Origin of the sequence: Streptomyces sp. NPDC014861, assembly GCF_043081625.1 — a bacterium.
Taxonomy (GTDB): Bacteria; Actinomycetota; Actinomycetes; order Streptomycetales; family Streptomycetaceae; genus Streptomyces.
In genome coordinates this window covers 419181-444314 of record NZ_JBIBWV010000001.1, presented here as the reverse complement: position 1 = coordinate 444314, position 25134 = coordinate 419181, and the positions used below count along the sequence as shown (strand labels likewise).

Sequence of the window (25134 nt, the reverse complement as noted above, 5' to 3'; positions counted from 1 at the left end):
AGAGGTGTACCGGGAAATGGAATTCATGGATTCCTACAGCCTGTGGCGACAGCTCGTCCGCCCCCCGCAGGGGGTGGACGAGGAAACCCGGGATCTCCGAATGGATCTGCTGGTGTCCGACGAATTCCTTTTGTCGGTGACGAACCTGGTCGACTACGGGATCTATGACCCTCCGAAAGTCGACGTCCTCTCCTACCTGGACGGACTCCTGCTCCGGGCGGAGAAGATGATCGCTGTAGGCAGTCCCGAGGTCAGGGAATCCGCCCGCAACCTGCGTGCGTACGCGGCGCTTTCGCGTCTGATGTACCGGCAGTACCTTGATGTCGGCCCGTCGGATGACGTTCCCGAGGAGCCGCGAGACGAGTGACCCTGGAGCCCCGCCGGTCCCGCCGGTGGGGCTTCCGCGCCTCGTTCACCGGGCGTCACCTGTCTGGGTGGGGATTGTCTGCCCTGCGTGGCCTGATGGACGGCGTGATCGATGAGCATGTGCGCCTGAGCCTGGGCGTCGACCAGTTCGCCGTCTACGACATGCACGACAACCGGGAGGGCACCATCGACGCGTACGGCTCCGAGGTCATCCCCGCGCTCGGCGCGTGAGGGCGGTTCGTCGGGGCGCCGGGAATCCGTCAGGTCGAGCGGGTGGGGCGCCGGGTCTCACCCGATGTCGGAGGCGTCCGCGCTCCGCATCTCGGTCGCGATCAGATAGCCCAGGTGGGTGCGGTTGCGGGCGCCGAGCTGGGTCATCAGCTTGGAGATGTGCTGCCGGCAGGACCGCTCGCTGATGCCCAGGTGCCGCGCGATCGCCGCGTCCTTGTCCTCCTCCATCAGGAGTCGCGCGATGGACCGCTGCATGTCGGAGGCGATGACCCGCCGGCGGCGCGTCTCGTACGCGGAGGCGAAGGGCTGGGCGGCCCGCCACGCCGTCTCGAAGGTGCTGACCAGGAAGGCCACCAGGTCGGGCTGCCTGACCCGGAGCGCCCCGGATCCGTCGACGAGCGGGACGAAGGCGACCCGCTGGTCGAAGACGATCACCCGGGGGAAGAGCGTGTTCAGGGTGCGGACCTCGCCGCCGGCCTCGGCGATCCGCTCGACGTACCCCTCGGTCGCCTGGCTGTAGCGGGCGCTGTGCTGGTAGATCGTCCGCATCCGCACGCCTCGTTCCAGCATCTCCATGTCCCGGTCCACCGCCTCGGAGAGGATGTTCACGGGCCGGGCGCCGCCGGGCTGGGCGGTGAGGAGGTCGGTGCGGCATGCCGCCGCGCCCTCGTCGAGCATCGCGTTGACGTCCTCGGCCGAGAGCAGCAGGAGGTCCCCGTTCGCCGCGTGGGCGCCCGTCGCCCCCTCGTACACGTCCTTGAGCCCGGCCAGCTCCAGGACGGAGCCGGCGAGACGGTCCTCCATCTCGCGGAGCGCGTGCCGCAGCGGGTGCAGCGCCCGCGCCTCCGCCACCTCCGGCGGGCGTCCCAGGAGCTGCCCGGGCCGTTCGTCCGACGGCTGCAGGAGATGCAGGGACAGCAGCCGGTCGACGGCCTCGGACGCGTCCCGCTCCGTCCACCGGTCCTCGTCGTGGCCGAGGACGCACCCCACGAGCTCGTCCCTGGTGGCACCGTCGCGCCGCAGCGCGGCGCGGTACACCGCGCGCATGACCGGCGACACCGCCACAGCCGGGAATCTGTCCGTAATCTTCTGTTTGCTTGTCATTCGTTCATGCTTCCTCTTTCGTACATGCCTGTTCATGATCCCTGACGGATCTAGCCAACCCCGAACGTCGTGGCCAGGATCGATCGTGTCGGACGGGAAACCGAGACCACCGACACATCGCAGGTCAGACGCACATCACGGGGAATGAACATGAGCAAGACCAAGCAGTGGTTTCTGGCCGTCGCGGCGACCGTCGTCGCGGCGACGGCGCTGACGCTCCAGGCCCAGGCGGCCGGCGTCGAGGGCGGCGGGACGACGTCCTTCACCGTGCAGGCCCGGGCGGCCTCGGACACCGGCTGGGGATGACCGGCCCGGGCGGTCCGCGGAATCCGGCGACAGCCGGGTCCCCTCGGACCGCCCGCCGCCCCCGGAATCCGTCCCCGAAGAAGAAGTGAACATCGACATGGCTGGTCCCTCCCTCCTTCTGCTGGTCCGAGTCGGCTGCCTGCGCGAGCGGGCCGTGACCGCCTGGACCGCCCGGCCGGACCTGAGCCTGGCGATGGCCGAGAGCGCCACCGCCGCCTACCTCAGGCTCGCCGACCTCCAGATCCCCCTCTCCCCCCAGCGCCCCGCCGACGAGGTCTACGAAGCCTGCCGGGCCGCCCTGGCCGCCGAACCCGGGCGCAAAGGGGTCATCGGATTCCTCGACTCCACGCTGCCGACGGTCGCGCGCCTCGCGGAGGAGTTCGGCCTGCCCGGCTGCTCGCCCGACACGCTGACCCGGCTCACCGACAAGACCTGGGCCCGCGCACGACTGGCGGAGTCGGCGGTGCCGGGCCCCGGATTCCGCGTGCTCGACGCCGCCACCGCCGACCCGGCGGAACGGCGCGCCGCCGTCGACGGCCTCCGCTACCCGCTGATCCTCAAGCCCGCGGACTCCTCCGCCGGACGCGGGGTGACCCGGGTGTCGAGCCCGGCCGAGCTCGACGCGGAGTGGGACGCGACCGCCCGCCACACCAAAAACGGCCGCCTCCTCGCCGAGGAGGAGATGATCGGCGAGGAGATCAGCGTCGAGACGGTCACCGTCGCGGGTGTCACCGGCGTGGTGGCGACGACCGAGAAACTGACCACGCGCGGCACGGCGTTCGTCGAGTACGGCCACGCCGTTCCGGCCCGCATGCCCGCTGCCCTCGTGGCCGAGGCCGGGGACATCGTCCGGGCCGCGCTGAAGGCCGTCGGATTCGACCACGGCCTCGCCCACACCGAACTCATCCTCACCGCCGACGGTCCCCGGGTCGTGGAGATCAACCCGCGCCCGGCCGGCGACTGCATCCTGGACCTCGTCCGGCTCACCACCGGCACCGACCTGTACGACACCGCCGCGGACCTCGCCCTCGGCGAGCCCGTGGACCCGGACGCCCTCGCGGGGACCGCGTTCACGGGAGGCGCCGCCATCCGCTTCCTCACCGCCGCACCCGGCGTGGTCCGCCGCGTCGACGGCGTCGCCGAGGTGTCCGCCGAGCTCGACCCGCGCCGCGAACGGCTCGTGCTGCTCACCCGCGAGGGTGACCGCCTCGACGGCGCGACCAGCAATCTCCACCGCCCCGGCTACGTCATCGCCGTGGGGTCCGACACGACGAGCGCCATCGCGCGCGCCGAGCGTCTGGCAGCCGCCGTCACCGTCGTCACCTCACCCGCCGCGCCCGACGAGCCTCCCCTGAACCGACTTCCCAGCTCCGAATGCTGGACCTGATCGAGAGCCCTATGAGATCCCCCGATTCCTACTGGCTGGAGAGCGGTCCGCAGTGGACCGCGACGCACCGGCCACCGCCCGCCCGCACCGAACTGTGCGTCCTCGGAGCCGGTGTCATGGGTTCCACCCTCGCCTACTGGCTGGCCCGGGACGGACGCCGTCCCGTGGTCCTCGACCGCAACCCCGCCCCCGCCATGGGCTCGTCCGGCCGTAACGCCGGCCGGATGATCCAGGGAGGCAACCTCCAGCACGCCCCGGCCGTCGAGAAGTTCGGCCACGCCGAAGCCCTCGCCATCTACCGCGCCACCCTGCGCAACCAGGACCTCCTGGACGAGGTCACGGAGCGGGAAGGGCTGGGCGGAACACGGTTCACCACGGCCAAGATCGACCTGGCCGTCTCCGAGGACGAGGCACTCGAACTCGAACGGACCGCCGACGCCCTGACCGCCGACGGCATCGCGGCCGCATGGCTCGACGCCGACGGCGTACGCCGGGCCTTCGGCACGGAGCTGTCGGACGACGTCATCGGCGGTCTGCACAAGCCGGACCAGGACGCGGTGCACTCCGTCGCCTACGTGCGCGGCATCGCCGCCGCCGCCGTCCGGCACGGAGCCGAGTTCTGCCTCGGGGTCACCGCCACGACCGTCGAACCCCACGGCGGCCGCTGGCTGGTGCGGACCGACGCCGGGACCGTCGAGGCCGACCAAGTCGTCGTCGCCCTCAACGCCTGGACCCCCCGGCTCCTTCCGGAGCTCGACCCCTTCATCACCCCGGTGCGCGGCCAGCTCGTCCAGACCGCGCCCGTGCCGTTCCGCATCCCCCAGTGGGGGCTCGACCGCGGTCTGCTGTACGGCGGCCAGGCCCCGGACGGGTCGCTGCTCGTCGGCGGCCTCCGCAACACCGTGCCCGGCCGCGACGAGGGCATCGCCGTCGAACCCGGCGCCAACACCCCCCTCTTCGCGCCCGACCTGGCCGACCGGCTGGCCGACGCGCTGCCGGCCCTGCTGCCGGAGGCGCGCGGCGCGGAGGTCGTCAGGGCCTGGAGCGGAGTGATGGCGTTCACGCCCGACCGCCGCCCGCTCGTGGGCCGATGGCCCGGGGCCGAGGGACTCTGGGTGATGGCCGCCTTCAACGGCCACGGGATGCCGTACTCCCAGATCGTCCCGCAGCAACTGGCCGAGCGGATGGCGGGTGGCGACGGCGGGCACATCCCGCTCACCTTCGATCCCGCCCGATTCCTGACCGGGGGCGGTACCTCATGAGCATCATCGAGATCGAGACCGGCACCCGGCAGGGAGACCCGTACGGACCGGAGGGCTCGTCCCCCTCCGCACCCCTGCTGGTGATCGGCGCGGGCCCCAAGGCCGTGGCCCTGGCGGCCAAGGCGAGCGTCCTGCGCGACCTGGGCGTCGACGTGCCCGAGGTCGTCGCGGTCGAGCGCGACCGCACCGCCGCCACCTGGCGTCCTGGCGCCGGCTACACCAACGGCCGGCAGCGCCTGGGCACCTACCCCGAGAAGGACCTCGGATTCCCCTACGACCGCACGGCCTGGGGCGGCCCCGACAGTCCCGTCGCCCGTCGCGTCGCGCGGCGCATGACCGGCTTCAGCTGGGCCGGCCACCTGCTCGCCGAGGGCCGGTACGCGGAATGGATCGACCGCGGCAGGCCGCAGCCCTCCCACACGCAGTGGGCCGACTACCTGGAGTGGGCGGCCGGCGAGGCGAACCTGCGCGTGGTCAGGGGAGAGGCCACCCGCGCGGAGCTCCACGACGGCGGATGGGAGGTGACGGTGACCCGCGACGGCGTCCGGCAGGAGATCCACGGCCGCGGCCTGGTCGTGTCCGGACAGGGCGCCCCCCGGGGCGGCCCCCTCGCGGCCGACGGAGAACGCGTCCTGAGTGTCGCCGACTTCTGGGGCCTGGCGATGACCGGGCTTCCCGACCGGGTCCGCCACGTGGCGGTCGTGGGGGCCGGCGAGACCGCCGGCGCCGTCGTCCGCGAGGCCGCCGTCCACCAGGACCGCAGGGTCACCGTCGTCACCCCGGGAGCGACGCTCTACAGCCGGGGCGAGAGCCTCTTCGAGAACCGCGGCTACAGCGACCCCGCGGGCTGGACGGCCCTCGACGAGGCCGACCGCCGGGAGTTCATCCGGCGGACGGACCGCGGGGTCTTCTCCCAGGAGGTGCAGCGCGACCTGGCCACGACCGACCTGGTGGCCTGGCGGCCCGGGCGGGCCGCGGACGCGCGGCGTACGGCGGACGGCGACGTCGCCGTCTCCGTCGGCTACTCCGGTCGCAGGACGGAACTGCGCGCGGACGTCGTGGTGGACGCCACCGGAGGGGACCACCTCTGGTTCACCGGGATCCTCGGCCCGCACGCGCTGGACGCCCTGAGCGCCGCCGTCGGCGGGCCGATCACCCGACCCGCGCTGGAGCGCTCCATCGACCGGGCCCTCTCCGTCGCGGGCATGGCGGCCCGGCTGCACCTGCCCAACCTCGCGGGACTCACCCAGGGGCCCGGTTTCTCGAACCTGAGCTCCCTCGGGCTGCTCTCCGACCGGGTGCTGCACGCCCACGCGGCCTCCGTACCCCTCCCCGCCGGCGCCGCCGACGCGGCACCCCGGCACAGCTCGCGCTGCTTCCGATAGGAGAAGACCGATGGCGTCCCGCCACTCACCCGACCGCGTTCCGGACTTCGTCCAGCTGCTCTTCACCGACATCGCGGGTCGGCTCAAGACCCTGGAGATCCCCGGCTCCCGCTGGGAGGACGTCCGCGAGAGCGGATGGACCGTGGACGGCGCCGTCCTCCTCGGCCACGGGGACCCCGCCCACAGCGACCTGCGGCTCCGGCCCGACGAGAGCACCCGCGTCCGCCGTCCCTGGTGCACCGCCTCCGGGCTGACCGTCGACCTGGTCTTCTGCGACGTCCTCACCCCGGACGGACAGCCGTTCGCGGGCGACCCGCGCGCCGTGCTCCGCAAGGCCGTCGAGGCGTCCGAACACCGCGAGCAGCGGCCGGTCCTCGGCGTGGAGGCCGAGTTCTACCTCCTGCGCCCGGCGGCCGACGGCACGGCCGCCCGCCCCGCCGACTCCCACGGCTACTGGGACCTCGGACACGACGAGCAGGTGGACGAGGTCTGCCGCGACGTCAGCCAGGCCCTGGAACTGATGGGCGTCACCGTCGACGGACACCACCACGAGGTCTGCCCGGGACAGCGGGAGATCGTCTTCCGGCACGGCGGCGCCCTGGAGACGGCGGACCGGCTGCTGCTGCTCAAGCACACGGCGCGATCCATGGCACGCCGGCGCGGTCTGAAGGCCGTGTTCATGCCCAAGCCCCTCGCGGAGCTGTACGGGAACGCCCTGCACGTCCACGTCTCGCTGGAGAGCACGCGGTCGGGGGCGACACCGCTCTTCCACGACGCCTCGGACCCGCACGGCATGTCCGAGCTCTTCCGGCACAGTCTCGCCGGCGTCCTGGACCACGCCCCCGCCCTCACCGCGATCGGGAACCCGACCGTCAACTCGTACAAGCGCCTCGTGCCGCGCTCGGGAACCCCGATCCACCGCAGCTGGGCCCGTCACAACAGGTCCACGGCCTTCAAGGTGTGCGGCGACGGCCGCGTGCCCTCCTCGATGCGCCTCGAACTGCGCAGCCCCGACCCGGCCGCCAACCCCTACCTGCTCTTCAGCGGGATCCTGGCCGCCTTCGCCGACGGGCAGGACCGGAAGCTCGAACTGCCCGACCCCTGCGAGGACGCGGTCGCCGAACTGTCCGACGCGGAACTGGCCCTGCGCGGCATCGGAGCGCTCCCCACGGACCTCCCCGACGCCCTGCGGGCCCTCGGCGACGACCCCGTCGTCCGCGCCGGTCTCGGCGAGCTCGCCACGCACGCCGCCGTCTCGTCGAGCCGTGCCGACTGGAACGCCTGGCACCGACTGGTCACCGCCTGGGAGACCGAGCGCTACGCGGAGTCCGAGTGACGCCCCGCCGCGAGCGAGCCCGCACCACGCCCACCCCTTCGCGCAGGAGAGACCGATGAGTACGACCGCCGCGACCGACCGGGGCCCTGTCGGGATCCCGTCCCCCGACCACGAGTGGACCGTTCTGCTCTTCATCACCGAGCCCGGCATCGGGGAGACGCTGCCGCGACTCGCGGGCTGCACGACCGGGCTGTGCTCGGCGCGTGACGAGGCCGCCTCGTTCGCCCGCGCGGACGCGCGGGTCCTCGGCGTCAGCGCGCACGCCCCGGGGGCGCTGGCCGCGTTCGCCCGCGAGCGGGAACTCGGCTACCCGCTCGTCGGGGACGAGAGCCTGGAGCTCGGGCGGGCGTTCGGCGTCCCCGAAGTGCGCGTGGGGGAGCGGACCCTGTACGAGAGGGCCGTGGTCGTCCTCGACCGGAGCGGCCGGGTGCGCAGCCTCGTCCACCCCGTGCCCGACCCCGCCCGGCACGCGGCCAGTGCCCTGGAGGCCCTGGCGGAACTCGGGCGCGCGCCCGAGACCGACGATGTCTGAGCCCTCCGCGGACCCGGCCCCCGTCCGCCCGTCCCCGCTCCGGCGGGCGATCGCGGCCCTCCCCGCACCGGGCGCCCCCCGCGCGCTGGCCGTGTCCACCCTCGTGGGACAGACCGGCAGCGGCCTCCTGCTGCCGGTGAGCGCCCTCTTCTTCACCCGCTCCGTGGGCCTGAGCGCCGCGCAGGTCGGTCTGGGTCTGGCGGTCGCGGGGCTCGTCGGACTGGCCGCGGGCGTACCGCTGGGGCGGGTCGCCGACCGGTTCGGCGCGCGGGGCACCTACGCCGGCGCGCTGTGCGTCCAGGCCGCCGCCACCGCCTCGTTCACCCTGGTGCACTCGATGGGCGCGTTCGTCGCCGCCGCCACGCTGGCCGCGCTGGCCGAACGCGGCGGAAGCGCCGCGCGCGGGGCCGTCATCGGCTCCGTCGGCACCGGCGAGGCGCGGGTGCGGCTGCGCGCGCTGCTCAGGTCCGTGACCAACGTGGGCCTGAGCATCGGCACCGCGCTCGCGGGCCTGGTGCTGGCCGCCGACACCCGTACCGCGTACGTGACCGTGGTCCTCCTGAACGCCGCCGCCTACGTGCTGGCCGCGCTGCCGCTGGTCAAGGTGCCCGCGGTCGTGCCCGTGACGACGGCCCCCGGGGGGCCGCCGCGCCGGGCGGTCCTGCGCGACCGCCCGTACGCCCTCGTGACCGCGCTCTGCGGACTCACCAGCATCCACTACGACGTGCTGTCCCTGGCCCTGCCCCTGTGGATCGCGAGCCACACCGCCGCCCCCAAGTGGAGCATCTCGGCCGTGATCCTGGCGAACACCGTCCTGGTGGTGCTGCTCCAGGTGCCGTTCTCCCGGGGAAGCGGCACCGTGGAGGGCGCCGCTGCGGCGGTCCGCCGTTCGGGCGGGCTGCTCTGGGCGGCCTGGATCCTGATCGGCTGCGTCACGTTCACCCACTCCCCGGTCCTGGCGGTCGTGCTGCTCGTGGCCGGGATGGCGGTGCACACGGCCGGAGAGCTCTGGCACGCCGCCGGCGCGTACGGGCTGAGCTACGAACTGGCGCCCGCCGGCTCCCACGGCGAGTACCAGGGCTTCTTCTCCCTGGGGCGCGGCGCCGCCGGAGCGGTGGCCCCCCTCGTGCTCACCACCGTGTGCCTGGCACCGGGACCGGCCTGGCGCCCGGTCGCCGGGTGGATCGCGCTCGGAGCCGTGGTCGCGGTCGCGAGTCTCGCGGTTCCCGCCGCGGCGCGTCGCGCGGCGGCCGCCGCCGGCGGCGAGGCCGTCGCCCCCACCACCGCGGACAGCCCGTCCGCGCCCCCTACCCGCACTCTCGTCCAGGAGTCCTCATGACCGACCTCGCGCCGGATCCCGCCCCGGCCGCGCGCCCGGGCCGCGCCGCCGTCCTCGTCCTGGGAGGCGGCACCCGGCTCCCCGCCGCCCTGCGCGGCCACGGCCGCCACGTCGTCTACTTCGGCACCCCCGAGGAGTTCACGCCGGCCCATCACGAAGCCTGCGACGAGGCGTGGCTCCTTTCGGGGGGTTCGGAGGATGCGTGGGTACGCCGGGCCGTCGCCCTGCACCGGGAGGTCCCCTTCCAGCAGGTCGTCACCGTCCGCGAGCGCTTCCTGGTCGCCGCGGCCCGCATCACGGACGCGCTCGGCCTGGGCGGCAACAGCCTGGACACGGTACGGACACTCAAGGACAAGGCCCTCATGCGGGAGAGCCTGCGGGCCCTCTCCGGCGAGGGCGGTGTGCGGGCCGGTCTGATGCGCACGGGCGCGGACGTGGACGCGTTCGCCGCGGAGAGCGGCCTGCCGCTCGTGCTCAAGCCGCGCGACGGCTCCGGCAGCGAGGGCGTGCTCGTCGCGCGCGGCGAGGAGGACCTGGCCGCGGCGCGCGCCCGCGTCGAGCGGGAACCGGGCGCCCTGCTCGCCGAGGAGTTTCTCGACGGCCCGGAGTTCAGCGTGGAGACGTTCTCCCGCGCGGGGATCCACGAGGTCCTCGCGGTCACCGAGAAGTTCACCGACTCCCGCCGCGTCGAGATCGGCCACGTCGTGCCGGCCCGGGTGGACGAGGAGCGGCGCGCCGCGCTGGCGGACGCCGCCTGCCGCTTCCTGGAGGCGGTCGGCCTCGCGGAGGGGCCCGCGCACACGGAGATCATCCTCACCGCCGCCGGCCCCCGCGTGGTCGAGTCGCACAACCGGCCGGGTGGCGACGGCATCGTCGACCTCGTCCGCCACGTCACCGGGCGCGACGTACGCGACCTGCTGGCCGCCCGGATCGCCGGTGTCGACGTGGCACCCGCGTCCGGACGCGCGGGCGCGGCGGCCACCTGGTTCATGACCGCGGACCCCGGAGTCGTCGCCGAGGTGACGGGCCTGGAGACGGCCGCCGGCCACGAGGGCGTCGTCGGCGTGTCCTGCGACGTGGAGCGCGGGGACGAAGTACGTCCCACGGCTTCCTCCGGCGACCGCTGCGGGTCCGTCACCGCCCTCGGCGGCACCGCCGACGAGGCACTGGCGCGCGCCCGCGCGGCGGCGGCCGCCGTCGTGATCAGGCGGGAGGAGGCGTGAGCGAGATCACGGCCGTCCGCGCCGCCGTCGACGCGGCCCGCAACCCCCTCACCGAGCGGTATCTGAACGCCCCGGTCGGGCGGCGGGGCCTGTGGCCCGCCGCGACCGATCCCGGGCGGCTGCACCTCGTCGAGCAGGGCCTGGAGGACCGCTTCCTGACCCGTCCGGTGTTCCTGGAGGCGGCGGAGGCCGAGGGGCTGGCCGCCGACCTCTCCGGGATCGTCGACCTGCTGTTCGCGCTGCCCGACCGGCTCTTCGACGGCGACCGCGCGGCTTTCGGCCGGGCCGTGGGCCTGCGCCCGGAGCAGATCCGGCTCGCGCTGCGTCCCCCCGTGCCGCACCCCGGGCGCATCGGCAGGGCCGACCTCTACCACGACGGTGACGGCTTCCGGCTCCTGGAGTTCAACCTCAGCAGCGCGCTGGGCGGCACGCAGACCCCCGAGCTCAACCGCCTGCTGCTCGACGACCCGGCCTTCGCCGCCTTCGCGGAGGCCGAGCGCCTGGAGTTCCCCGACACCGTGGAGCTGCTGGCACAGGCCGTGAAGGCCGCCGCCCGCGAGGCGGGCCGACCGGACGGACACGTCCGCGTGGCCCTGATGGACTGGTCGGCCGGATTCGACAAGACGCGGGCGGACCTGAGCACTTTCGCCGAACTCCTGTCCCGGCACGGCGTGGAGGCGTTCGCGTGCCACACCGGCCAGGTCGAGGAGTCAGGCGGCCGGGTCCTGGTGGAGGGCCGTCCCGTGGACGTCGTCTACCGCTTCTTCACCCTGGGGGAGCTGACGGCCGACGCCGCCTCGACGGCCGTCGCCGAGCGGCTGCTCGACACCTTCGCCCGCTGCGGCGTGGCGCTGGTGTCCCCCCTGTGCACGTCGATGCACGGCAACAAGCGCGCTCTCGCGATGCTCTGGGACGAGCGCTTCCTGGCGTCGTGCGCCTCCGCCGAACGCGCCCTGGTGGAAAGGCTCGTGCCCTGGACCCACGAGGTCCGCCCGGGCCGGATCCGGGTACGCGGCGAGGGCGCGGACTTCCTCGCGTACTGCGCGCGTCACCGGGAACGACTCGTCCTCAAGCCGGCCCACGGCCTCGGCGGCACCGGCACGGTCCTCGGCCGCGCCGTCACCCCCGGGCAGTGGAGCGACCTGCTCCTCGGCGCGGCTCCGGGCCGCTACGTCGTCCAGGAACTGGTCTCCCCGCGCGCCGAGCACTTCCCGGCCCGCGCCCCCGGGGACCCCACCCGCTGGGTCCTCAACTGGGGCGCCTTCCTGATCGGCCGCCGCTACGCGGGCGGCTTCATCCGGGGGCTGCCCGAGCACGGCGCCGACGTCATCTCGTACGACAACAAGGCGCACGCCACCGGCGTGTTCCAGTCGACGCGCCACTGAACCGAGGGGGCGAGCGGTTCGCCGGAGCGGCGCGGGGGCGACCGGGAACGGGTCCCGCGCGCCCTGGAGGAGACCGCCGCGACCCGGCTCGTCGGGGTCCGGCACCCACGATGAACTCATGCGCCTGGGAGGCCGCTACGTCGACCTGTACGGCCTCCAGGCCACCGCCTACGCCGGCTGGGCTCCGACCCGGCAGTCCTGACGAGACGTCATGGTGACTTCGGTGCGGCCCCGTTCGCCGGATGGGGGCATCGTATGGTTGCCGTATGGATGAGGCGAGTCGATCCGTGTCCGCCGGTGGCCCGCGGCTGACGGCGGTGAGCGACCTGCACGTGACGTCGGGTGAGAACCGCGCCGTGGTCGACGCCTTGCGGCCCGGGCACGAGGACGACTGGCTGATCGTGGCCGGGGACGTCGTCGAGGACAGCGCGCTCTTCGCCCGGACGATGGCGTCCCTGGCGGACCGGTTCCGCCGCGTCGTCTGGGCGCCCGGCAACCACGAACTGTGGACCCGTCCCTCCGATCCGTCGCAGCGGCGCGGCGAGGAGCGGTACCGGCATCTGGTGGAGACCTGCCGGGCCCTCGGCGTGGACACCCCCGAGGATCCGTACCCCGTCTGGCAGGGCCCGGAGGGGCCGGTGGCGGTGGCGCCGCTGTTCGTGCTCTACGACTACAGCTTCCACCCGCCGGGCGCCACGACGGTCGAGGAAGGACTCGCGATCGCCCACGCCTCCGGCATCGTCTGCACCGACGAGTACCTGCTGCACCCCGATCCGTATCCGAGCCGGCAGGAATGGTGCCGGGCGCGCCTGGAGTACACCGCCGCGCGGCTGGCCGCCGTCCCGCCGGACACGAGGACGGTCCTCGTCAACCACTACCCGCTCGTCCGGCAGCCCACCGACATCCTGCGGTACCCGGAGTTCGCGCAGTGGTGCGGGACGGTGGGCACGGCCGACTGGCACACCCGGTTCCGTGCCGAGGCCGTCGTCTACGGGCACCTGCACATCCCCCGCACGACGTACCACGACGGGGTGCGCTTCGAGGAGGTTTCCCTCGGCTACCCCCGGGAATGGCGCCCCCGGTCCACGGAGTACGCGCCGCGCGTCATCCTGCCGGGCCCGCGCTGAGGATCGCCGCTCCCGACCGGCCCAACACCGCCCCGGCCCCGGCGCGGCACCGGCCGCAGGGCGGACGGCGTGCCTAAGGTCGCACGCACACAGCCACCCCCCCCAGAGGAGCGACCCGTGGCCTCCCGGCTCAACCCCTACATCAGCTTCACCGGCCAGGCGAAGCAGGCACTCGACCTCTACCAGGACGTCTTCGGCGGCGAACTCGCCGTCAACACCTACTCCCAGTTCGGCGAGGCGCCGCCCGGGTTCGAGGACAAGGTCATGCACGGCATGCTGGAGACCCCGGCCGGCTTCACGCTCATGGCCTCGGACACCCCGCCCGGCATGGACAACACCCCCGGCAACAACATCAGCGTCAGCGTCAGCGGTGAGGACGAGGCCGAGCTGCGCGGCTACTGGGCCAAGCTCTCCGCGCGCGGCACGGTCACCGTCCCGCTGGAGAAGCAGATGTGGGGCGACGTCTTCGGCATGTGCACGGACGAGTTCGGCATCACCTGGATGGTCAACATCTCCGTCGAGCCCTCCTGACCCGCTGACCACCGGAAACACGGGTGAGAAGCACCTCGAACACCTGATAGATTGATGTTCGTCGCCGCGCGGGAGACCGCGGGCGGCGGACACCTTGTCCGGGTGGCGGAATGGCAGACGCGCTAGCTTGAGGTGCTAGTGCCCTTTATCGGGCGTGGGGGTTCAAGTCCCCCCTCGGACACCATCGACGACGAGCCGTGCAGGCCGGTGCGAACCGGCGCGCACGGCTCGTCGTCGTTCGCGCTCCCGACCGGCCGCGCGCCGGTGAGGAGGCCGGTGGGCGCCGGTCAGGAGGCCGGTGGGCGCAGGCCCGTGGTGCGGGTGAGCCAGGAGAGGTGGGCGGTGATCCTGGTGTTCACCGCGGGGGTGTCGGTGGCGCAGCCCCGGCCGTAGGAGACCAGCGCGGCCAGGACGGGGCGGCCGTCGGGGGCGCGGTGGACGAGGGGGCCGCCGGAGTCGTAGACGCAGGTGTCGCGGCCGGGGGTCCAGGTGCAGAGCTGGGCGGGGGTGAGGCCGTCGATCCCGCGCAGGGCGCAGGCGGGGTTGGGCAGGGTGTCCAGGGTGACCGTGCGCAGCACGGGGGAGGGCGCCTCGCCGAAGGAGGTCGCGCCCCAGCCGACGGCTTCCAGACGGGTGTGGGCGAACGATTCTCCAGCGGTGGGGAGCGCGATCGGGCGGACCCCGGCGTCGGCCGGGACCGGGGCCGTGAGGGTGATGACGGCGAGGTCGTCGTGGTGGGTGCGGGCGTCGTGGCGCGGGTGCGGGGTGAAGCGGGCGGGGCGGGCCACGCGCGCGTGGCGGGACTCCGTCGCCGTCCGCAGGTCGTGGTCGCCGAGGAGGACCGCGACCCGGCCGGGGTCGGCGTACGAGCCCGTCAGGCAGTGGGCGGCCGTCAGGACGTGCCGGGGACCGATCAGGACGCCGCCGCAGAACTGCCGGTGGCGGGCGGTGTCGACGAGAGCCGCCGCGTACGGGTACGTCCCCGGGGCCGCCTCCCGGCCGCCGACGATCGCCGCCGCGTCGGGCGGCGCGACCGGTGCCGTCGCCAGGAGCGCCCCCAGACAGGCCCCCAGGAGTGCCGCCGTCCGTGTCCTCGTCCGTCCCAAGGTGCCCTCCGTGGCCGTCGACCCAGCGTGTCCATGGCGTCAACGAGCCGGTACGGAGCAGGTCACCGGCACGGTCGCGCCCGCCGGGACCCGTCCCGCGCCGGCTCCCCGAAGGGTCCTCTAGGGCACGCGCGCCGTCCACTCCGGGGAGGAGAACTTCGACCGCGCCAGCTCCTCGGCGAGCGCCAGCTCCTCCTCCGTGACCCGGCCCTCCGTGAGGCCGTAGCGCTGCCGGAAGGAGTCGATCATCCGCTCGATCACGGCCTCGCGCGGCAGGCCGGTCTGGCGGCGCAGCGGGTCCACGCGCTTCTTCGCGCTCCTGGTGCCCTTGTCGGAGAGCTTCTCGCGCCCGATCCGCAGCACCTCGGTCATCTTGTCGGCGTCGATGTCGTAGGCCATCGTCACGTGGTGCAGCACCGCGCCGTCGCCGGTGACCATCCGCTTCTGGGCCGCGCCGGCGATCTTCCCGGCCTCGGTGGCGATGTCGTTGAGCGGCTGGTACCACGCCTTGACGCCCATGTCGCCGAGGGCGCCGAGCACCCAGTCGTCGAGGTAGGCGTAGCTGTCGGTGAACGACAGGCCCTGCACCAGGGCGTCGGGGACCGACAGCGAGTACGTGATGGTGTTGCCGGGCTCGATGAACATGGCGCCGCCGCCGCTGATCCGGCGCACCACCCGGATGCCGTGCCGCTCGGCGGCCTCCGGGTCGACCTCGTTGCGCAGCGACTGGAAGCTGCCGATGACGACGGCGGGGGCGCCCCACTCCCAGACGCGCAGGGTCGGCGGGCGGCGGCCGGCCGCGACCTCTGCGGTGAGGACCTCGTCGAGCGCCATGTGCAGGGCGGGGGGCTGCGGCGGTTCGTGGATCAGCTGCCAGTCGTAGTCGGTCCAGTCGGTGGCGTGCGCGAGGGCCCGGCGGACCGCCACCCCGATGCCCTCCGTGGTGAGGCCGAACATCTGGGTGCCGGGCGGCAGCGCCGCGTCGATGCGGGCGGCGAGCCCGGAGGCGTCGGTGTCGGCGGGGGCGCCCTCCAGGGCGCGGTCGATGGCGAGGATCGCCTCGTCGGGTTCGAGGAAGAAGTCGCCCGCCACCCGGACCCGGGCCAGCGCCCCGTCCTCCACGTCGAGGTCGACGACGACCAGCTTCCCGCCGGGGACCTTGTACTCGCCGTGCACCGGACCGACCTGCCTCTCGGGGACCTCGAACACCAAGGGGTGAAACCGTCCAAAGCGTACTCCCGAGGCCCTGTACCGATTGTCGGACCCGCGTGCTTAGCTGGACGCATGATCGAATCCTTCCTTGAGCACGTCCTCGACGGCGGTACGACCGAGGTGGAGGAAGCGGTCCGCAAGGCGGCCGCGGCGGAGGTCATGCCGCGCTTCCGACAGCTCGCCGACCACGAGATCGTCGAGAAGAAGGGGCCGTACGACCTGGTGACGGTCGCCGACCGGGCCGCCGAGGAGCACCTGACCGAGGCGCTGACCGCCCTGCTGCCGGGCTCCGTCGTGGTCGGCGAGGAGGCCGTCCACGCCGATCCCGGGCTCTACGGGCGGCTCCGCGGCGACGCGCCCGTCTGGATCGTCGACCCGGTCGACGGCACCCGCCAGTTCGTCCACGGTGACCCGGCGTTCTGCACCCTGGTCGCCCTCGCCCAGGGCGGCGAGCTCCTCGCCTCCTGGACCTACGCGCCGGCCCTCGGCGAGCTGGCCGTCGCCGTGCGGGGTCGCGGCGCGTTCCTGAACGGCGAGCGGATACGGTCCGGCTCGCCCGCTCCGGGCGCGGTCCTGGAGGTCGCCACCTCGCACCCCGACTACACCACCGCCGACCAGAAGCGGGCCCTCCTGGGCCTGGTGACCGAAGGCGTCCGGCCCCGACCGTGCGGCTCGGCCGGCCTGGAGTACCTGGCGATCGCCCGGGGCGAGCTGGACGCCACCGCCTTCAGCTGGGAGCTGGCCTGGGACCACGCGGCGGGGCTGCTGCTGGTCGCGGAGGCGGGCGGCGCGCAGACCACCGTGACCGGCGAGCCGTTCCGGATCACCGGGGGCAACACGCTGCCGTTCACGGCCGCCCGGGACGCGGCCACCGCCGAGCGGATCCGCGCCCTCCTCTCCGGCGGCCCGGCCGGGGACTGACCCATGACCCGGAGCGAGCGGGGCCGGGCCTATCCTGGCCCTTCCGTACCGTCGGCCGACGTGAGGAGTCCGAGGTGACGTCGCTGCTCGATGCCGTCGTCGTGGGGGCGGGGCCCAATGGACTGACCGCCGCCGTGGAGCTGGCCCGGCGCGGCCGCTCCGTGGCCGTCTTCGAGGCCAGGGAGACCGTCGGCGGCGGAGCCCGTACGGAGGAACTGACCCTCCCCGGCTTCCGCCACGACCCCTGTTCCGCCGTCCACCCGCTCGGCGCCGGTTCGCCGGTCTTCCGGACCATGCCGCTCGACCGGTACGGCCTGGAATGGCTCCACCCCGAGCTGCCCATGGCGCACCCCTGGGACGACGGCACCGCGGCCGTCCTCTCCCGCTCCGTCGCCGAGACCGCCGCCTCCCTCGGCCCGCGCGACGCCGGCACCTACCGCCGGCTCGTCACGCCCTTCCTCGGCCGCTGGGACGACCTCGCCCGGGACTTCATGCAGCTGCCGCTGACCGCGCTGCCCCGGGACCCGGTGACCCTCGCCCGCTTCGGCCTCACCGGGCTCCAGCCCGCCACCTGGATGCTGCGCCGCTTCCGGGACGAGAAGGCCCGCGCCCTCCTCGCCGGCATGATCGGCCACGTGATGGCCCCGCTCGACGGGTTCGCCACCTCCGCCGTCGGCCTCGTCTTCGCGCTCGCCGCGCACGCCGTCGGCTGGCCCGTGCCCCGGGGCGGCTCCCAGGCCATCCCGGACGCCCTCACCGCGTACCTCACCGAGCTCGGCGGCACCGTCCACACCGGGTACGAGGTCAAGCGCCTCGACGACCTGCCGCCCGCCCGCGCCTACCTCTTCGACACCTCGCCCACCGCCCTCGCCCGCATCACCGGCTTCGGCGCCCACCACTACGCCCACTACGCGTACGGCGCCGCCGCCTTCAAGATCGACTACGCCCTGGACGGGCCCGTGCCCTGGACCGCCGAGGCCGCCCGCCGCGCCGGCACCGTCCAGATCGGCCCCTCCGTCCGCGAGATCGACACCGCGCTGCGCCAGGCGTCCTCCGGCACCGCCCCCGACACCCCGTTCCTCATCACCGCCCAGCCCAGCCTCGTCGACCCGAGCCGCGCCCCCGAGGGCCGGCACGTCTTCTGGGCGTACGGGCACGTGCCCAACGGCTGGCGCGGCGACCTCACCGACGCCATCGAGCGCCAGATCGAGCGCTTCGCCCCCGGCTTCCGCGACCGCGTCCTCGCCCGCGCCACCGCAGGACCGCCCGAACTCGCCGCCCGCAACGCCAACTACGTCGGCGGCGACATCGCCTGCGGCGCCGCCCGAGGCCTCCAGCTCGTGCTGCGCCCGACCCTCTCCCCGTGGCCGTACCACACCCCCCATCCGGCGGTCTTCCTCTGCTCCTCCGCCACCCCGCCCGGCCCCGGCGTCCACGGCATGTCCGGGCACAACGCCGCCAAGGCCGTCTGGCGCCACCTCAGAAACCTCGACGGCGCCGGAACCTAGACTCACCCCATGGCCAAGTACATCGACGTGCACCCCGAGAACCCCCAGCCGCGCATCATCGACGGCGTGGCCGACTCGATCCGCAAGGGCGGACTCATCGCCTACCCCACCGACTCCTGCTACGCCCTCGGCAGCCGGATCGGCAACCACGACGGCCTCACCCGCATCCGGGAGATCCGCCGCCTCGACGACCGGCACCACTTCACCCTGATGTGCGCGGACTTCGCGCAGCTCGGCCAGCTCGTGCACATCGACAACCGGGTCTTCCGCGCCGTCAAGGCCGCCGTCCCCGGCGCCTACACCTTCATCCTGCCCGGCACCAAGGAGGTGCCCCGCCAGCTCCTCCACCCCAAGAAGAAGACCGTCGGCGTCCGCATCCCCGACCACCGCGTCACCCAGGCGCTGCTCGCCTCACTCGGCGAACCCCTGCTCTCCTCCACCCTCCTCCTGCCCGACGAGGAGGAACCGCTGACCCAGGGCTGGGAGATCAAGGAGCGGCTCGACCACCAGGTCGACGCCGTCCTCGACTCCGGCGAATGCGGCACCGTCCCCACCACCGTCGTCGACTTCTCCAGCGGCGAGCCCGAGATCGTCCGCGTCGGCGCCGGCGACCCCGACCGCTTCGAGTGATCGAGAAGGGCCACATCGCGTCCGGTGGCCCTTACGCCGCCGCACGCGATCACCGTACGGTCGGCCGGGTGAACCGCCGTCCACCCCGACCGCCGGAGGCTCCCGCGTGATCGTCATCGCCCACGTCAGCGACATCCACATCGACGCGGGGGAGCGCGCCACCGCGCGCACCCGCGCCGTCCTGCGCCACCTGGAGGACCTGCCGTACGACCTGGCGGCCGTCCTCGTCTCCGGCGACATCGCCGACCACGCCGACCCCGCCGAGTACGACCGCGCCCGCGCCCTCCTCACCGGCCGCCACCCGCTGGTCGTCTGCCCCGGCAACCACGACGACCGGGCGGCCTTCCGGGCCGGCCTCGGGCCGCTGCTCCACGAGGACGGCGATCCGGCCCCGGCCGCCCCCGTCGACCAGGTGCTGCGCGGCGACGGCTTCGTCCTCGCCGTCTGCGACTCGTCGATCCCCGGCAAGGACGACGGGTACCTGGAGGACGGCACCCTGGAGTGGCTGGACCGCGTCCTCACCGACACCCCGCGCGACACCCCCGTCCTCGTCGCCTTCCACCACCCGCCGGTGCCCCTGGGCACGCCGTACGTGGACGAGATCCGCCAGGTCGGCGAGGAGCGGCTCGCCGCGCTCGCCGGGCGCCACCCGCACCTCAGGGCCTTCCTCGCCGGACACGCCCACACCGCGGCCGCCACCACCTTCGCCGGCCGCCCGCTGCTCGTCGCCCCCGGGGTCGTCTCCACCATCCGGCTGCCCTGGGAGCACCCGAGCCCCGACAGCCAGTACGTGCACCGGGACGCCCCGCCCGGGGTCGCCTTCCACGTCCTCGACGCCGAGGGCCGGCTCACCACCCACTACCGGACGGTCACCGTCGGCGACTGACCCGCGCCGGGGACCATGACCCGGCCCGTGAGGTCGATGTCGCTTTTCTGCCAGCCTGACGCCCGCGCATCCCCGATCATGGATCCATGCACACCGAGACCGAGCGCTGTGTGCGGGCCGTCCAGTCCAAGGACGCCCGCTTCGACGGCGTGTTCTTCACCGCTGTCCTGACCACTCGGATCTACTGCCGGCCCAGCTGCCCCGTGGTCCCGCCCAAGCCCGAGAACATGGAGTTCCACCCCAGTGCCGCCGCCTGCCAGCGGGCCGGATTCCGGGCCTGCAAGCGGTGCCGCCCCGACACCAGTCCCGGCTCCCCGGAGTGGAACGTGCGCGCGGACGCCGTCGCCCGCGCCGTGCGGCTCATCCAGGACGGGGTGGTGGACCGGGAGGGCGTCCCCGGACTCGCCCGCCGGCTCGGCTGGTCCGCCCGGCAGGTCGAGCGCCAACTCCTCGCCGAGCTCGGCGCGGGCCCGCTCGCCCTGGCCCGCGCCCAGCGCGCCCAGACCGCCCGCACCCTCGTCGAGACCACCGGGATGCCCTTCGGGGAGATCGCCTTCGCCGCCGGCTTCTCCTCGATCCGCTCCTTCAACGACACCGTCCGCCAGGTCTTCGCCCTCACCCCCGGCGAACTCCGCGCTCGCGCCTCCCAGCCCGCCGCGCCGCACACCCCCGGCGTGATCAGCCTCCGGCTGCCCTACCGGGCCCCGCTCGAACCGTCCAACCTCTTCGGCCACCTCGCCGCCACCGGCGTCCCCGGCGTCGAGGAGTGGCGCGACGGCGCCTACCGCCGCACCCTGGCCCTCCCGTACGGGCACGGGATCGTCGCCCTCGCCCCGCGCCCCGGCCACATCGCCTGCCGGCTCTCGCTCACCGACCCGCGCGACCTCACCCACGCCATCAGCCGCTGCCGCAGGCTCCTCGACCTCGACGCCGACCCCGTCGCCGTCGACGACCAGCTCCGCTCCGACCCGCTGCTCGCCCCCCTCGTGGACAAGGCACCGGGCCGACGCGTCCCCGGCACCGTCGACCCGGCCGAGTTCGCCGTCCGCGCCGTCCTGGGGCAGCAGGTCTCCACGGCCGCGGCCCGCACCCACGCGGCCCGCCTGGTCACCGCGCACGGCGTTCCCGTCGAGGACCCCGAGGGCGGCCTCACCCACCTCTTCCCCACCCCCGAGGCGCTCTCCGGGATCGACCCCGAGACCCTGGCCCTGCCCCGCAGCCGGCGCACCACGCTGCTCACCCTCGTCCGCGCCCTCGCCGACGGCGAACTCGCCCTCGGCCCCGACACGGACCGCGCGGAGACCCGCGCCCGGCTGCTCGCCCTGCCCGGCTTCGGCCCCTGGACCACCGAGGTCATCGCCATGCGCGCGCTCGGCGACCCCGACGCCTTCCTCCCCGGCGACCTCGGCGTCCGCCGCGCCGCCGAGGGCCTGGGCCTGCCCGGCACGCCCGCCGCGCTCACCGCCCGCTCCGCGCAGTGGGCACCCTGGCGGGCCTATGCCGTCCAGTACCTCTGGGCGACCGACTCCCACCCGATCAACCACCTCCCCGCGTAAGGAAGTCGCACCATGCCTCGCACCGTCGTGCACACGGTCGTGGACAGCCCCTACGAGCCGCTGACCCTGGTGGCCGTCGACGGCGTCCTCAGCCGCGTCTACATGACAGAACAGCGCCACCGCCCACCGGAGGACACCTTCGGGGAGCGCGACCCCCGCCCCTTCGGCGAGACGATCCGCCAGCTCGACGCCTACTTCGAGGGCGAGCTCACCGAGTTCGACCTCCCGCTCCACCTGGAGGGGACCCCCTTCCAGCAGAGCGTCTGGGAGCAGCTCCAGCTCATCCCGTACGGGGAGACCCGCACCTACGGCGAGCTCGCCGAGGCCCTCGGCAAGCCGGGCGCCTCCCGCGCGGTCGGCCTCGCCAACGGCAAGAACCCGGTCGGCATCATCGTGCCCTGCCACCGCGTGATCGGCTCCGGAGGCAGCCTCACCGGCTACGGCGGCGGCCTCGACCGGAAGAAGCGGCTGCTCGCCTTCGAGGCGGGCGGCTCGGACCAGCCCGACGCGCTCTTCTAGACGAGCCGCCGGAGGAGCGCCGGGAGCGCCGGGAGCGCCGTGCCGATCGGCTCACGAAGCACCTCGGCGGCGAGCGGGAGCGGGTCGTACGGGGTCGGCTCGGCGTTCACGACGATCAGCCGGGCCCGGACGTCGGGGTCCGCCGTGCACGGCCCGTAGGTGACCAGCCGTTCGCCCTCCGGGTCCCGCCGCCGGAGCCCGTTCGGCCCCCGGTGGTCCGGGATGCCCGAGTCCGTGGAGATACCGGCACCGCTGAGGATCGCGACCCCCGTCACGCCGGGAGGGCGGGCATCGCCGATCGGCTCCCGCGAGCGGGTTTCCCGGTGTTAGGTTCCCGTCCATGGCCAAGGTGAACATCGCGCTCGACGCCGAACTCGTCGTGGAAGTCATGGTCCTGGCGGGCGCCGGCAGCCCCCAGGACGCCGTCGAGGCGGTCGTCCGCGACTACATCGCGCGCGGGCACCGCACGGAGGCCAGGACCGCCTCCCGCGACGAGGCGAACCGCACCGGCGACATGCTGCCGCCGGAGCCCCCGCAGGGCTGACCGCCCGGTCCCGCCGGAAACCACGGGACCGGCACCGGCCCCCGCGCGGGCCTACGCGCAAGCCGCCTGGGCTCCCGCGCAGACCGGCAGCGGCTTCCGCGCAAGCCGCCTGGGCTCCCGCGCGGGCCGGCTCCGGCCCTCGCCCAGACCGGCAGCGGCCTCCGCGCCGAGCGGCCGGGCCCCGGCGCGGATCGCGCGGAGCCTCGCGCCGATCGCGCGGGGGCGGCGGTCAGCCGGCCGCCGGCAGGCCGTTCTCCAGCTCGGCCGGGCCCCGGCCGCCGTCCAGCACGTCCAGCGCGGCCAGCACCCGCAGGCTCAGGCCGGCGGGCAGGTACGCCGGCACCTCGGACCGCTCGATCAGCTTCCAGGAGAGCAACTCCTCCTCCTGGAGCCGGATCTCCGCGAGGCGCCCCTCGTCCAGCACTCCGCCGTCGTACAGGTACGCCACGATCGGCGGCCGGACCGGGCTCTGCACCCAGTCCACCACGAGCAGCGGGCCCAGCGGCACGTCCAGGCCGATCTCCTCGGCGGTCTCCCGGCGCGCACCCTGCCGGGGCGTCTCGCCCGTGTCGGACTCGACCGTCCCGCCCGGCAGCACCCAGCCCTCGCGGTAGTTCGGCTCGACGATCAGGATCCGCCCCCCGGCGTCCCGGAAGAGCGCGGCGGCCCCGGCGAGGACGCGCGGGAGGCCGGCGATGTACGTGGCGTAATCGGTGGTGGTCACGGGGGAAGCGTAGCCAAGCACGGAATCCGCTCGTCGGGTGCGCGGACTCCGGCGCCGCCGAAGCCGTACACCGCGCCTCCCACCCGTTCGCGCGGCGGCCACGAGCACCGCGGCGGGATCGCCGCCGCCCCGGGCGGCACCCGGGCCGTGGGTCCGGCCGCCGCTCCCCGCCGGTGTCCGGGTCCGGCGCGCCCCGGGGGCGTCCGTCAGGCCCCGTCGTCCTTCGGCGGCTCGCCGCCCCGCGTGTCCGCGCGGGAGCGGGCCGCGCGGTGGAGGCGGTGGTGCCGGGGGCCGCCGCCCTGCTCGGTCATCGCCTCGCCGACCAGCGCGCGCACCGCGTCCCGCATCCCGTGCAGGGCGTGGTGACGGGCCGGGCCCGCGCCCGGGTCCTCCCGCAGCTCCTTCACCAGAGCCCAGCAGAGCACCAGCATGACCACCACGAACGGCAGCGCCACCAGGATCGTCGCCGTCTGGAGCGAGTTCAGCCCGCCCGCCACCAGCAGCACCGCCGCGACCGCCGCCATCAGCACGCCCCAGGTCACCACCAGCCACGTCGGCGGGTGCAGCGAGCCCCGGCTGGTCAGCGAGCCCATGACGAGGGAGGCCGAGTCGGCGCTGGTGACGAAGTACGTCATCACCAGCAGCATCGCGACGACCGAGGTGACCGTCCCCAGCGGCAGCGCCTCCAGCATCGCGAAGAGCGACGCCTCCGCCCCGTCCTTCACCGCCGTCGCCAGATCGGCCTCGCCGGTGGACTCCAGCCGGATCGCCGTGCCGCCCATCACGCAGAACCAGACCACCGTCGCGCCAGACGGCACGAGCAGCACGCCCACCAGGAACTCGCGGATGGTCCGGCCGCGTGAGATCCGCGCGATGAAGGTGCCGACGAACGGCGCCCAGGACAGCCACCACGCCCAGTAGAAGATCGTCCAGGCGCCCAGCCAGTCGCGGTCGGTGAAGGCACCGGTCCGGCTCGCCATCGGCAGCAGCTGGTGCAGGTAGCCGCCGACCGAGGCCGGGATCGTGTCCAGGACGTAGACGGTCGGGCCGAGCAGGAAGACGAAGAGCGCCAGGCAGCCGGCGAGCACGATGTTCAGCGTCGACAGCCACTTCACGCCCTTGTGCAGCCCGGAGAAGGCCGACAGGACGAAGGCGGCCGACAGCGAGGCGATGATGATCAGCTGGGTGGCGGTGGAGTCCTCGACGCCCATCGTGAGGTCCAGGCCCTCGGACACCTGGAGCGCGCCCAGGCCCAGGCTGGTCGCCGTGCCGAAGACGGTCGCGAACACCGCGAGCAGGTCGATCGCCCTGCCCTGCCAGGACGCCGCCCGGCGGGCGCCGAGGAGCGGCACGAAGGCGCTGCTCAGCCGGTTGCCGCGGCCCTTGCGGAAGCCCGCGTACGCGAGCGCGAGCCCGGCGATGCCGTAGATCGCCCACGGGGTCAGCGTCCAGTGGAAGAACGAGTACTCCATCGCCGTCCGCGCCGCCGCGCCCGTCCCCGCCGGACCACCGCCCGGCGGCGGGTCCAGGAAGTGCTGGAGCGGCTCGCCGACGCCGTAGAACATGAGGCCGATGCCCATGCCGGCGCTGAACATCATCGCGATCCACGCCAGGTTGGTGAACTCCGGCTCCGAGTCGTCCGCGCCCAGCCGGATCCGGCCGAACCGGCTCAGGGCGAGCACCACGCAGAGCACCAGGAAGGTGTCGGCGGCGATCACGAACAGCCAGGCGAAGTTGTTCAGCACCCAGGAGAGGGCCGCGGAGGAGGCGCTGTCGAAGGACTCCTTGCCCAGCGCGGCCCAGCCGACGACCGCGACGACCGCGGCCACCCCGATCCCGATGACCCTCGCGTCGGGCGCGTGCCGTTCCGGTACGTGATCCGGAAGGGTCCCGTCGTTCATATCCGTGCTCATGTGAGCCCACTATGGTCGGACATTTCGTCGTATCCGGGGGTGGCACGCCGTCTGGCCGTACGGATAGGGTCGGCCCTGGCGCGACTGCCTGTTCGAAAGCA

The 25134-nt window shown here is 74.1% G+C and carries 26 protein-coding genes and 1 tRNA gene; 21 read left to right on the top strand and 6 right to left on the bottom strand.

What is annotated here, in order from left to right; translation table 11 throughout:
• The first annotated feature begins 16 nt into the window (after positions 1–16).
• Together ACF1BN_RS01925 and ACF1BN_RS01920 are read left to right on the top strand one after the other, a co-directional pair.
• Positions 17–367, top strand: a complete 351-nt coding sequence (locus ACF1BN_RS01925; protein ID WP_392329620.1) for a hypothetical protein — start codon at positions 17–19, stop codon at positions 365–367.
• Between the two features lie 104 nt (positions 368–471).
• Positions 472–597 (top strand): hypothetical protein, encoded by a 126-nt coding sequence (locus ACF1BN_RS01920; protein ID WP_392329986.1) that lies wholly within the window; start codon positions 472–474, stop codon positions 595–597.
• 57 nt (positions 598–654) lie between these two features.
• Here ACF1BN_RS01920 and ACF1BN_RS01915 read toward each other — a convergent pair whose 3' ends face one another.
• Positions 655–1662, bottom strand: a complete 1008-nt coding sequence (locus ACF1BN_RS01915) for a LuxR C-terminal-related transcriptional regulator (RefSeq protein WP_392329619.1) — start codon at positions 1660–1662, stop codon at positions 655–657.
• Positions 1663–1851: 189 nt separating this feature from the next.
• On the opposite strand from ACF1BN_RS01915, the gene ACF1BN_RS01910 reads away from it, so the two are divergent.
• The 12 genes from ACF1BN_RS01910 (at position 1852) to ACF1BN_RS01855 (ending at position 13698) form a co-directional block, all read left to right on the top strand.
• Positions 1852–2007: a hypothetical protein gene (locus tag ACF1BN_RS01910; protein WP_392329618.1), complete on the top strand. Its 156-nt coding sequence runs from the start codon at positions 1852–1854 to the stop codon at positions 2005–2007.
• 97 nt (positions 2008–2104) lie between these two features.
• Positions 2105–3394, top strand: a complete 1290-nt coding sequence (locus ACF1BN_RS01905) for an ATP-grasp domain-containing protein (protein WP_392329617.1) — start codon at positions 2105–2107, stop codon at positions 3392–3394.
• Between the two features lie 11 nt (positions 3395–3405).
• Entirely contained in the window at positions 3406–4656 is a 1251-nt protein-coding gene (locus ACF1BN_RS01900; RefSeq protein ID WP_392329616.1) for an NAD(P)/FAD-dependent oxidoreductase, read from the top strand.
• Entirely contained in the window at positions 4653–6041 is a 1389-nt protein-coding gene (locus ACF1BN_RS01895) for a SidA/IucD/PvdA family monooxygenase (RefSeq protein WP_392329615.1), read from the top strand. The genes ACF1BN_RS01900 and ACF1BN_RS01895 overlap by 4 nt, the downstream gene beginning before the upstream one ends.
• Positions 6042–6051: 10 nt before the next feature.
• A complete protein-coding gene (locus ACF1BN_RS01890) occupies positions 6052–7377 on the top strand; it encodes a glutamine synthetase family protein (protein WP_392329614.1) in 1326 nt (441 codons plus the stop codon).
• Between the two features lie 55 nt (positions 7378–7432).
• The gene (locus ACF1BN_RS01885) at positions 7433–7909 is read left to right on the top strand and encodes a redoxin domain-containing protein (protein ID WP_392329613.1); all 477 of its coding nucleotides are present in this window, start codon (positions 7433–7435) and stop codon (positions 7907–7909) included.
• Positions 7902–9248, top strand: coding sequence for an MFS transporter (locus tag ACF1BN_RS01880; RefSeq protein WP_392329612.1), 1347 nt, complete (start codon positions 7902–7904; stop codon positions 9246–9248). Before ACF1BN_RS01885 ends, ACF1BN_RS01880 begins: the two co-directional genes overlap by 8 nt.
• Positions 9245–10471, top strand: coding sequence for an ATP-grasp domain-containing protein (locus tag ACF1BN_RS01875; RefSeq protein WP_392329611.1), 1227 nt, complete (start codon positions 9245–9247; stop codon positions 10469–10471). Before ACF1BN_RS01880 ends, ACF1BN_RS01875 begins: the two co-directional genes overlap by 4 nt.
• The gene (locus ACF1BN_RS01870) at positions 10468–11856 is read left to right on the top strand and encodes a hypothetical protein (protein ID WP_392329610.1); all 1389 of its coding nucleotides are present in this window, start codon (positions 10468–10470) and stop codon (positions 11854–11856) included. The genes ACF1BN_RS01875 and ACF1BN_RS01870 overlap by 4 nt, the downstream gene beginning before the upstream one ends.
• A 266-nt stretch (positions 11857–12122) precedes the next feature.
• Positions 12123–12983 carry a metallophosphoesterase family protein gene (locus ACF1BN_RS01865; RefSeq protein WP_392329609.1) on the top strand — a complete coding sequence of 287 codons (861 nt, stop codon included), beginning with the start codon at positions 12123–12125 and terminating at the stop codon, positions 12981–12983.
• A 117-nt stretch (positions 12984–13100) separates the two neighbouring features.
• Complete coding sequence (locus tag ACF1BN_RS01860; protein WP_392329608.1) at positions 13101–13514, top strand: VOC family protein; 414 nt, start codon at positions 13101–13103, stop codon at positions 13512–13514.
• A gap of 96 nt (positions 13515–13610) precedes the next feature.
• A tRNA-Leu gene (locus ACF1BN_RS01855) sits at positions 13611–13698 on the top strand.
• A 103-nt stretch (positions 13699–13801) separates the two neighbouring features.
• Here the strand turns inward: ACF1BN_RS01855 and ACF1BN_RS01850 are convergent.
• Positions 13802–14620: a S1 family serine peptidase gene (locus ACF1BN_RS01850; RefSeq protein WP_392329607.1), complete on the bottom strand. Its 819-nt coding sequence runs from the start codon at positions 14618–14620 to the stop codon at positions 13802–13804.
• Positions 14621–14740: 120 nt separating this feature from the next.
• Positions 14741–15796: a biotin/lipoate A/B protein ligase family protein gene (locus tag ACF1BN_RS01845; RefSeq protein ID WP_392329970.1), complete on the bottom strand. Its 1056-nt coding sequence runs from the start codon at positions 15794–15796 to the stop codon at positions 14741–14743.
• A 108-nt stretch (positions 15797–15904) separates the two neighbouring features.
• On the opposite strand from ACF1BN_RS01845, the gene ACF1BN_RS01840 reads away from it, so the two are divergent.
• The 6 genes from ACF1BN_RS01840 (at position 15905) to ACF1BN_RS01815 (ending at position 21852) form a co-directional block, all read left to right on the top strand.
• The gene (locus ACF1BN_RS01840; protein WP_392329606.1) at positions 15905–16753 is read left to right on the top strand and encodes an inositol monophosphatase family protein; all 849 of its coding nucleotides are present in this window, start codon (positions 15905–15907) and stop codon (positions 16751–16753) included.
• Positions 16754–16827: 74 nt separating this feature from the next.
• Positions 16828–18261 (top strand): phytoene desaturase family protein, encoded by a 1434-nt coding sequence (locus tag ACF1BN_RS01835; RefSeq protein ID WP_392329605.1) that lies wholly within the window; start codon positions 16828–16830, stop codon positions 18259–18261.
• 9 nt (positions 18262–18270) lie between these two features.
• Positions 18271–18891 carry an L-threonylcarbamoyladenylate synthase gene (locus ACF1BN_RS01830; RefSeq protein ID WP_392329604.1) on the top strand — a complete coding sequence of 207 codons (621 nt, stop codon included), beginning with the start codon at positions 18271–18273 and terminating at the stop codon, positions 18889–18891.
• 106 nt (positions 18892–18997) lie between these two features.
• Positions 18998–19777 carry a metallophosphoesterase gene (locus ACF1BN_RS01825; RefSeq protein ID WP_392329603.1) on the top strand — a complete coding sequence of 260 codons (780 nt, stop codon included), beginning with the start codon at positions 18998–19000 and terminating at the stop codon, positions 19775–19777.
• A gap of 86 nt (positions 19778–19863) precedes the next feature.
• On the top strand, positions 19864–21333 hold the full coding sequence (locus ACF1BN_RS01820) for an AlkA N-terminal domain-containing protein (RefSeq protein ID WP_392329602.1): 1470 nt from the start codon (positions 19864–19866) through the stop codon (positions 21331–21333).
• Positions 21334–21345: 12 nt separating this feature from the next.
• Positions 21346–21852, top strand: a complete 507-nt coding sequence (locus ACF1BN_RS01815; RefSeq protein ID WP_392329601.1) for a methylated-DNA--[protein]-cysteine S-methyltransferase — start codon at positions 21346–21348, stop codon at positions 21850–21852.
• On the opposite strand, the gene ACF1BN_RS01810 is transcribed toward ACF1BN_RS01815, so the two are convergent.
• The gene (locus ACF1BN_RS01810) at positions 21849–22127 is read right to left on the bottom strand and encodes a hypothetical protein (RefSeq protein ID WP_392329600.1); all 279 of its coding nucleotides are present in this window, start codon (positions 22125–22127) and stop codon (positions 21849–21851) included. The two genes, ACF1BN_RS01815 and ACF1BN_RS01810, sit on opposite strands and share 4 nt — an antisense overlap.
• A 65-nt stretch (positions 22128–22192) precedes the next feature.
• On the opposite strand from ACF1BN_RS01810, the gene ACF1BN_RS01805 reads away from it, so the two are divergent.
• Positions 22193–22396, top strand: coding sequence for a type II toxin-antitoxin system VapB family antitoxin (locus ACF1BN_RS01805; RefSeq protein WP_392329599.1), 204 nt, complete (start codon positions 22193–22195; stop codon positions 22394–22396).
• A gap of 229 nt (positions 22397–22625) precedes the next feature.
• Here the strand turns inward: ACF1BN_RS01805 and ACF1BN_RS01800 are convergent, their stop codons facing one another.
• The gene (locus ACF1BN_RS01800; RefSeq protein ID WP_392329598.1) at positions 22626–23120 is read right to left on the bottom strand and encodes an NUDIX domain-containing protein; all 495 of its coding nucleotides are present in this window, start codon (positions 23118–23120) and stop codon (positions 22626–22628) included.
• 206 nt (positions 23121–23326) lie between these two features.
• Complete coding sequence (locus tag ACF1BN_RS01795; protein ID WP_392329597.1) at positions 23327–25033, bottom strand: BCCT family transporter; 1707 nt, start codon at positions 25031–25033, stop codon at positions 23327–23329.
• Positions 25034–25134: the final 101 nt, after the last annotated feature.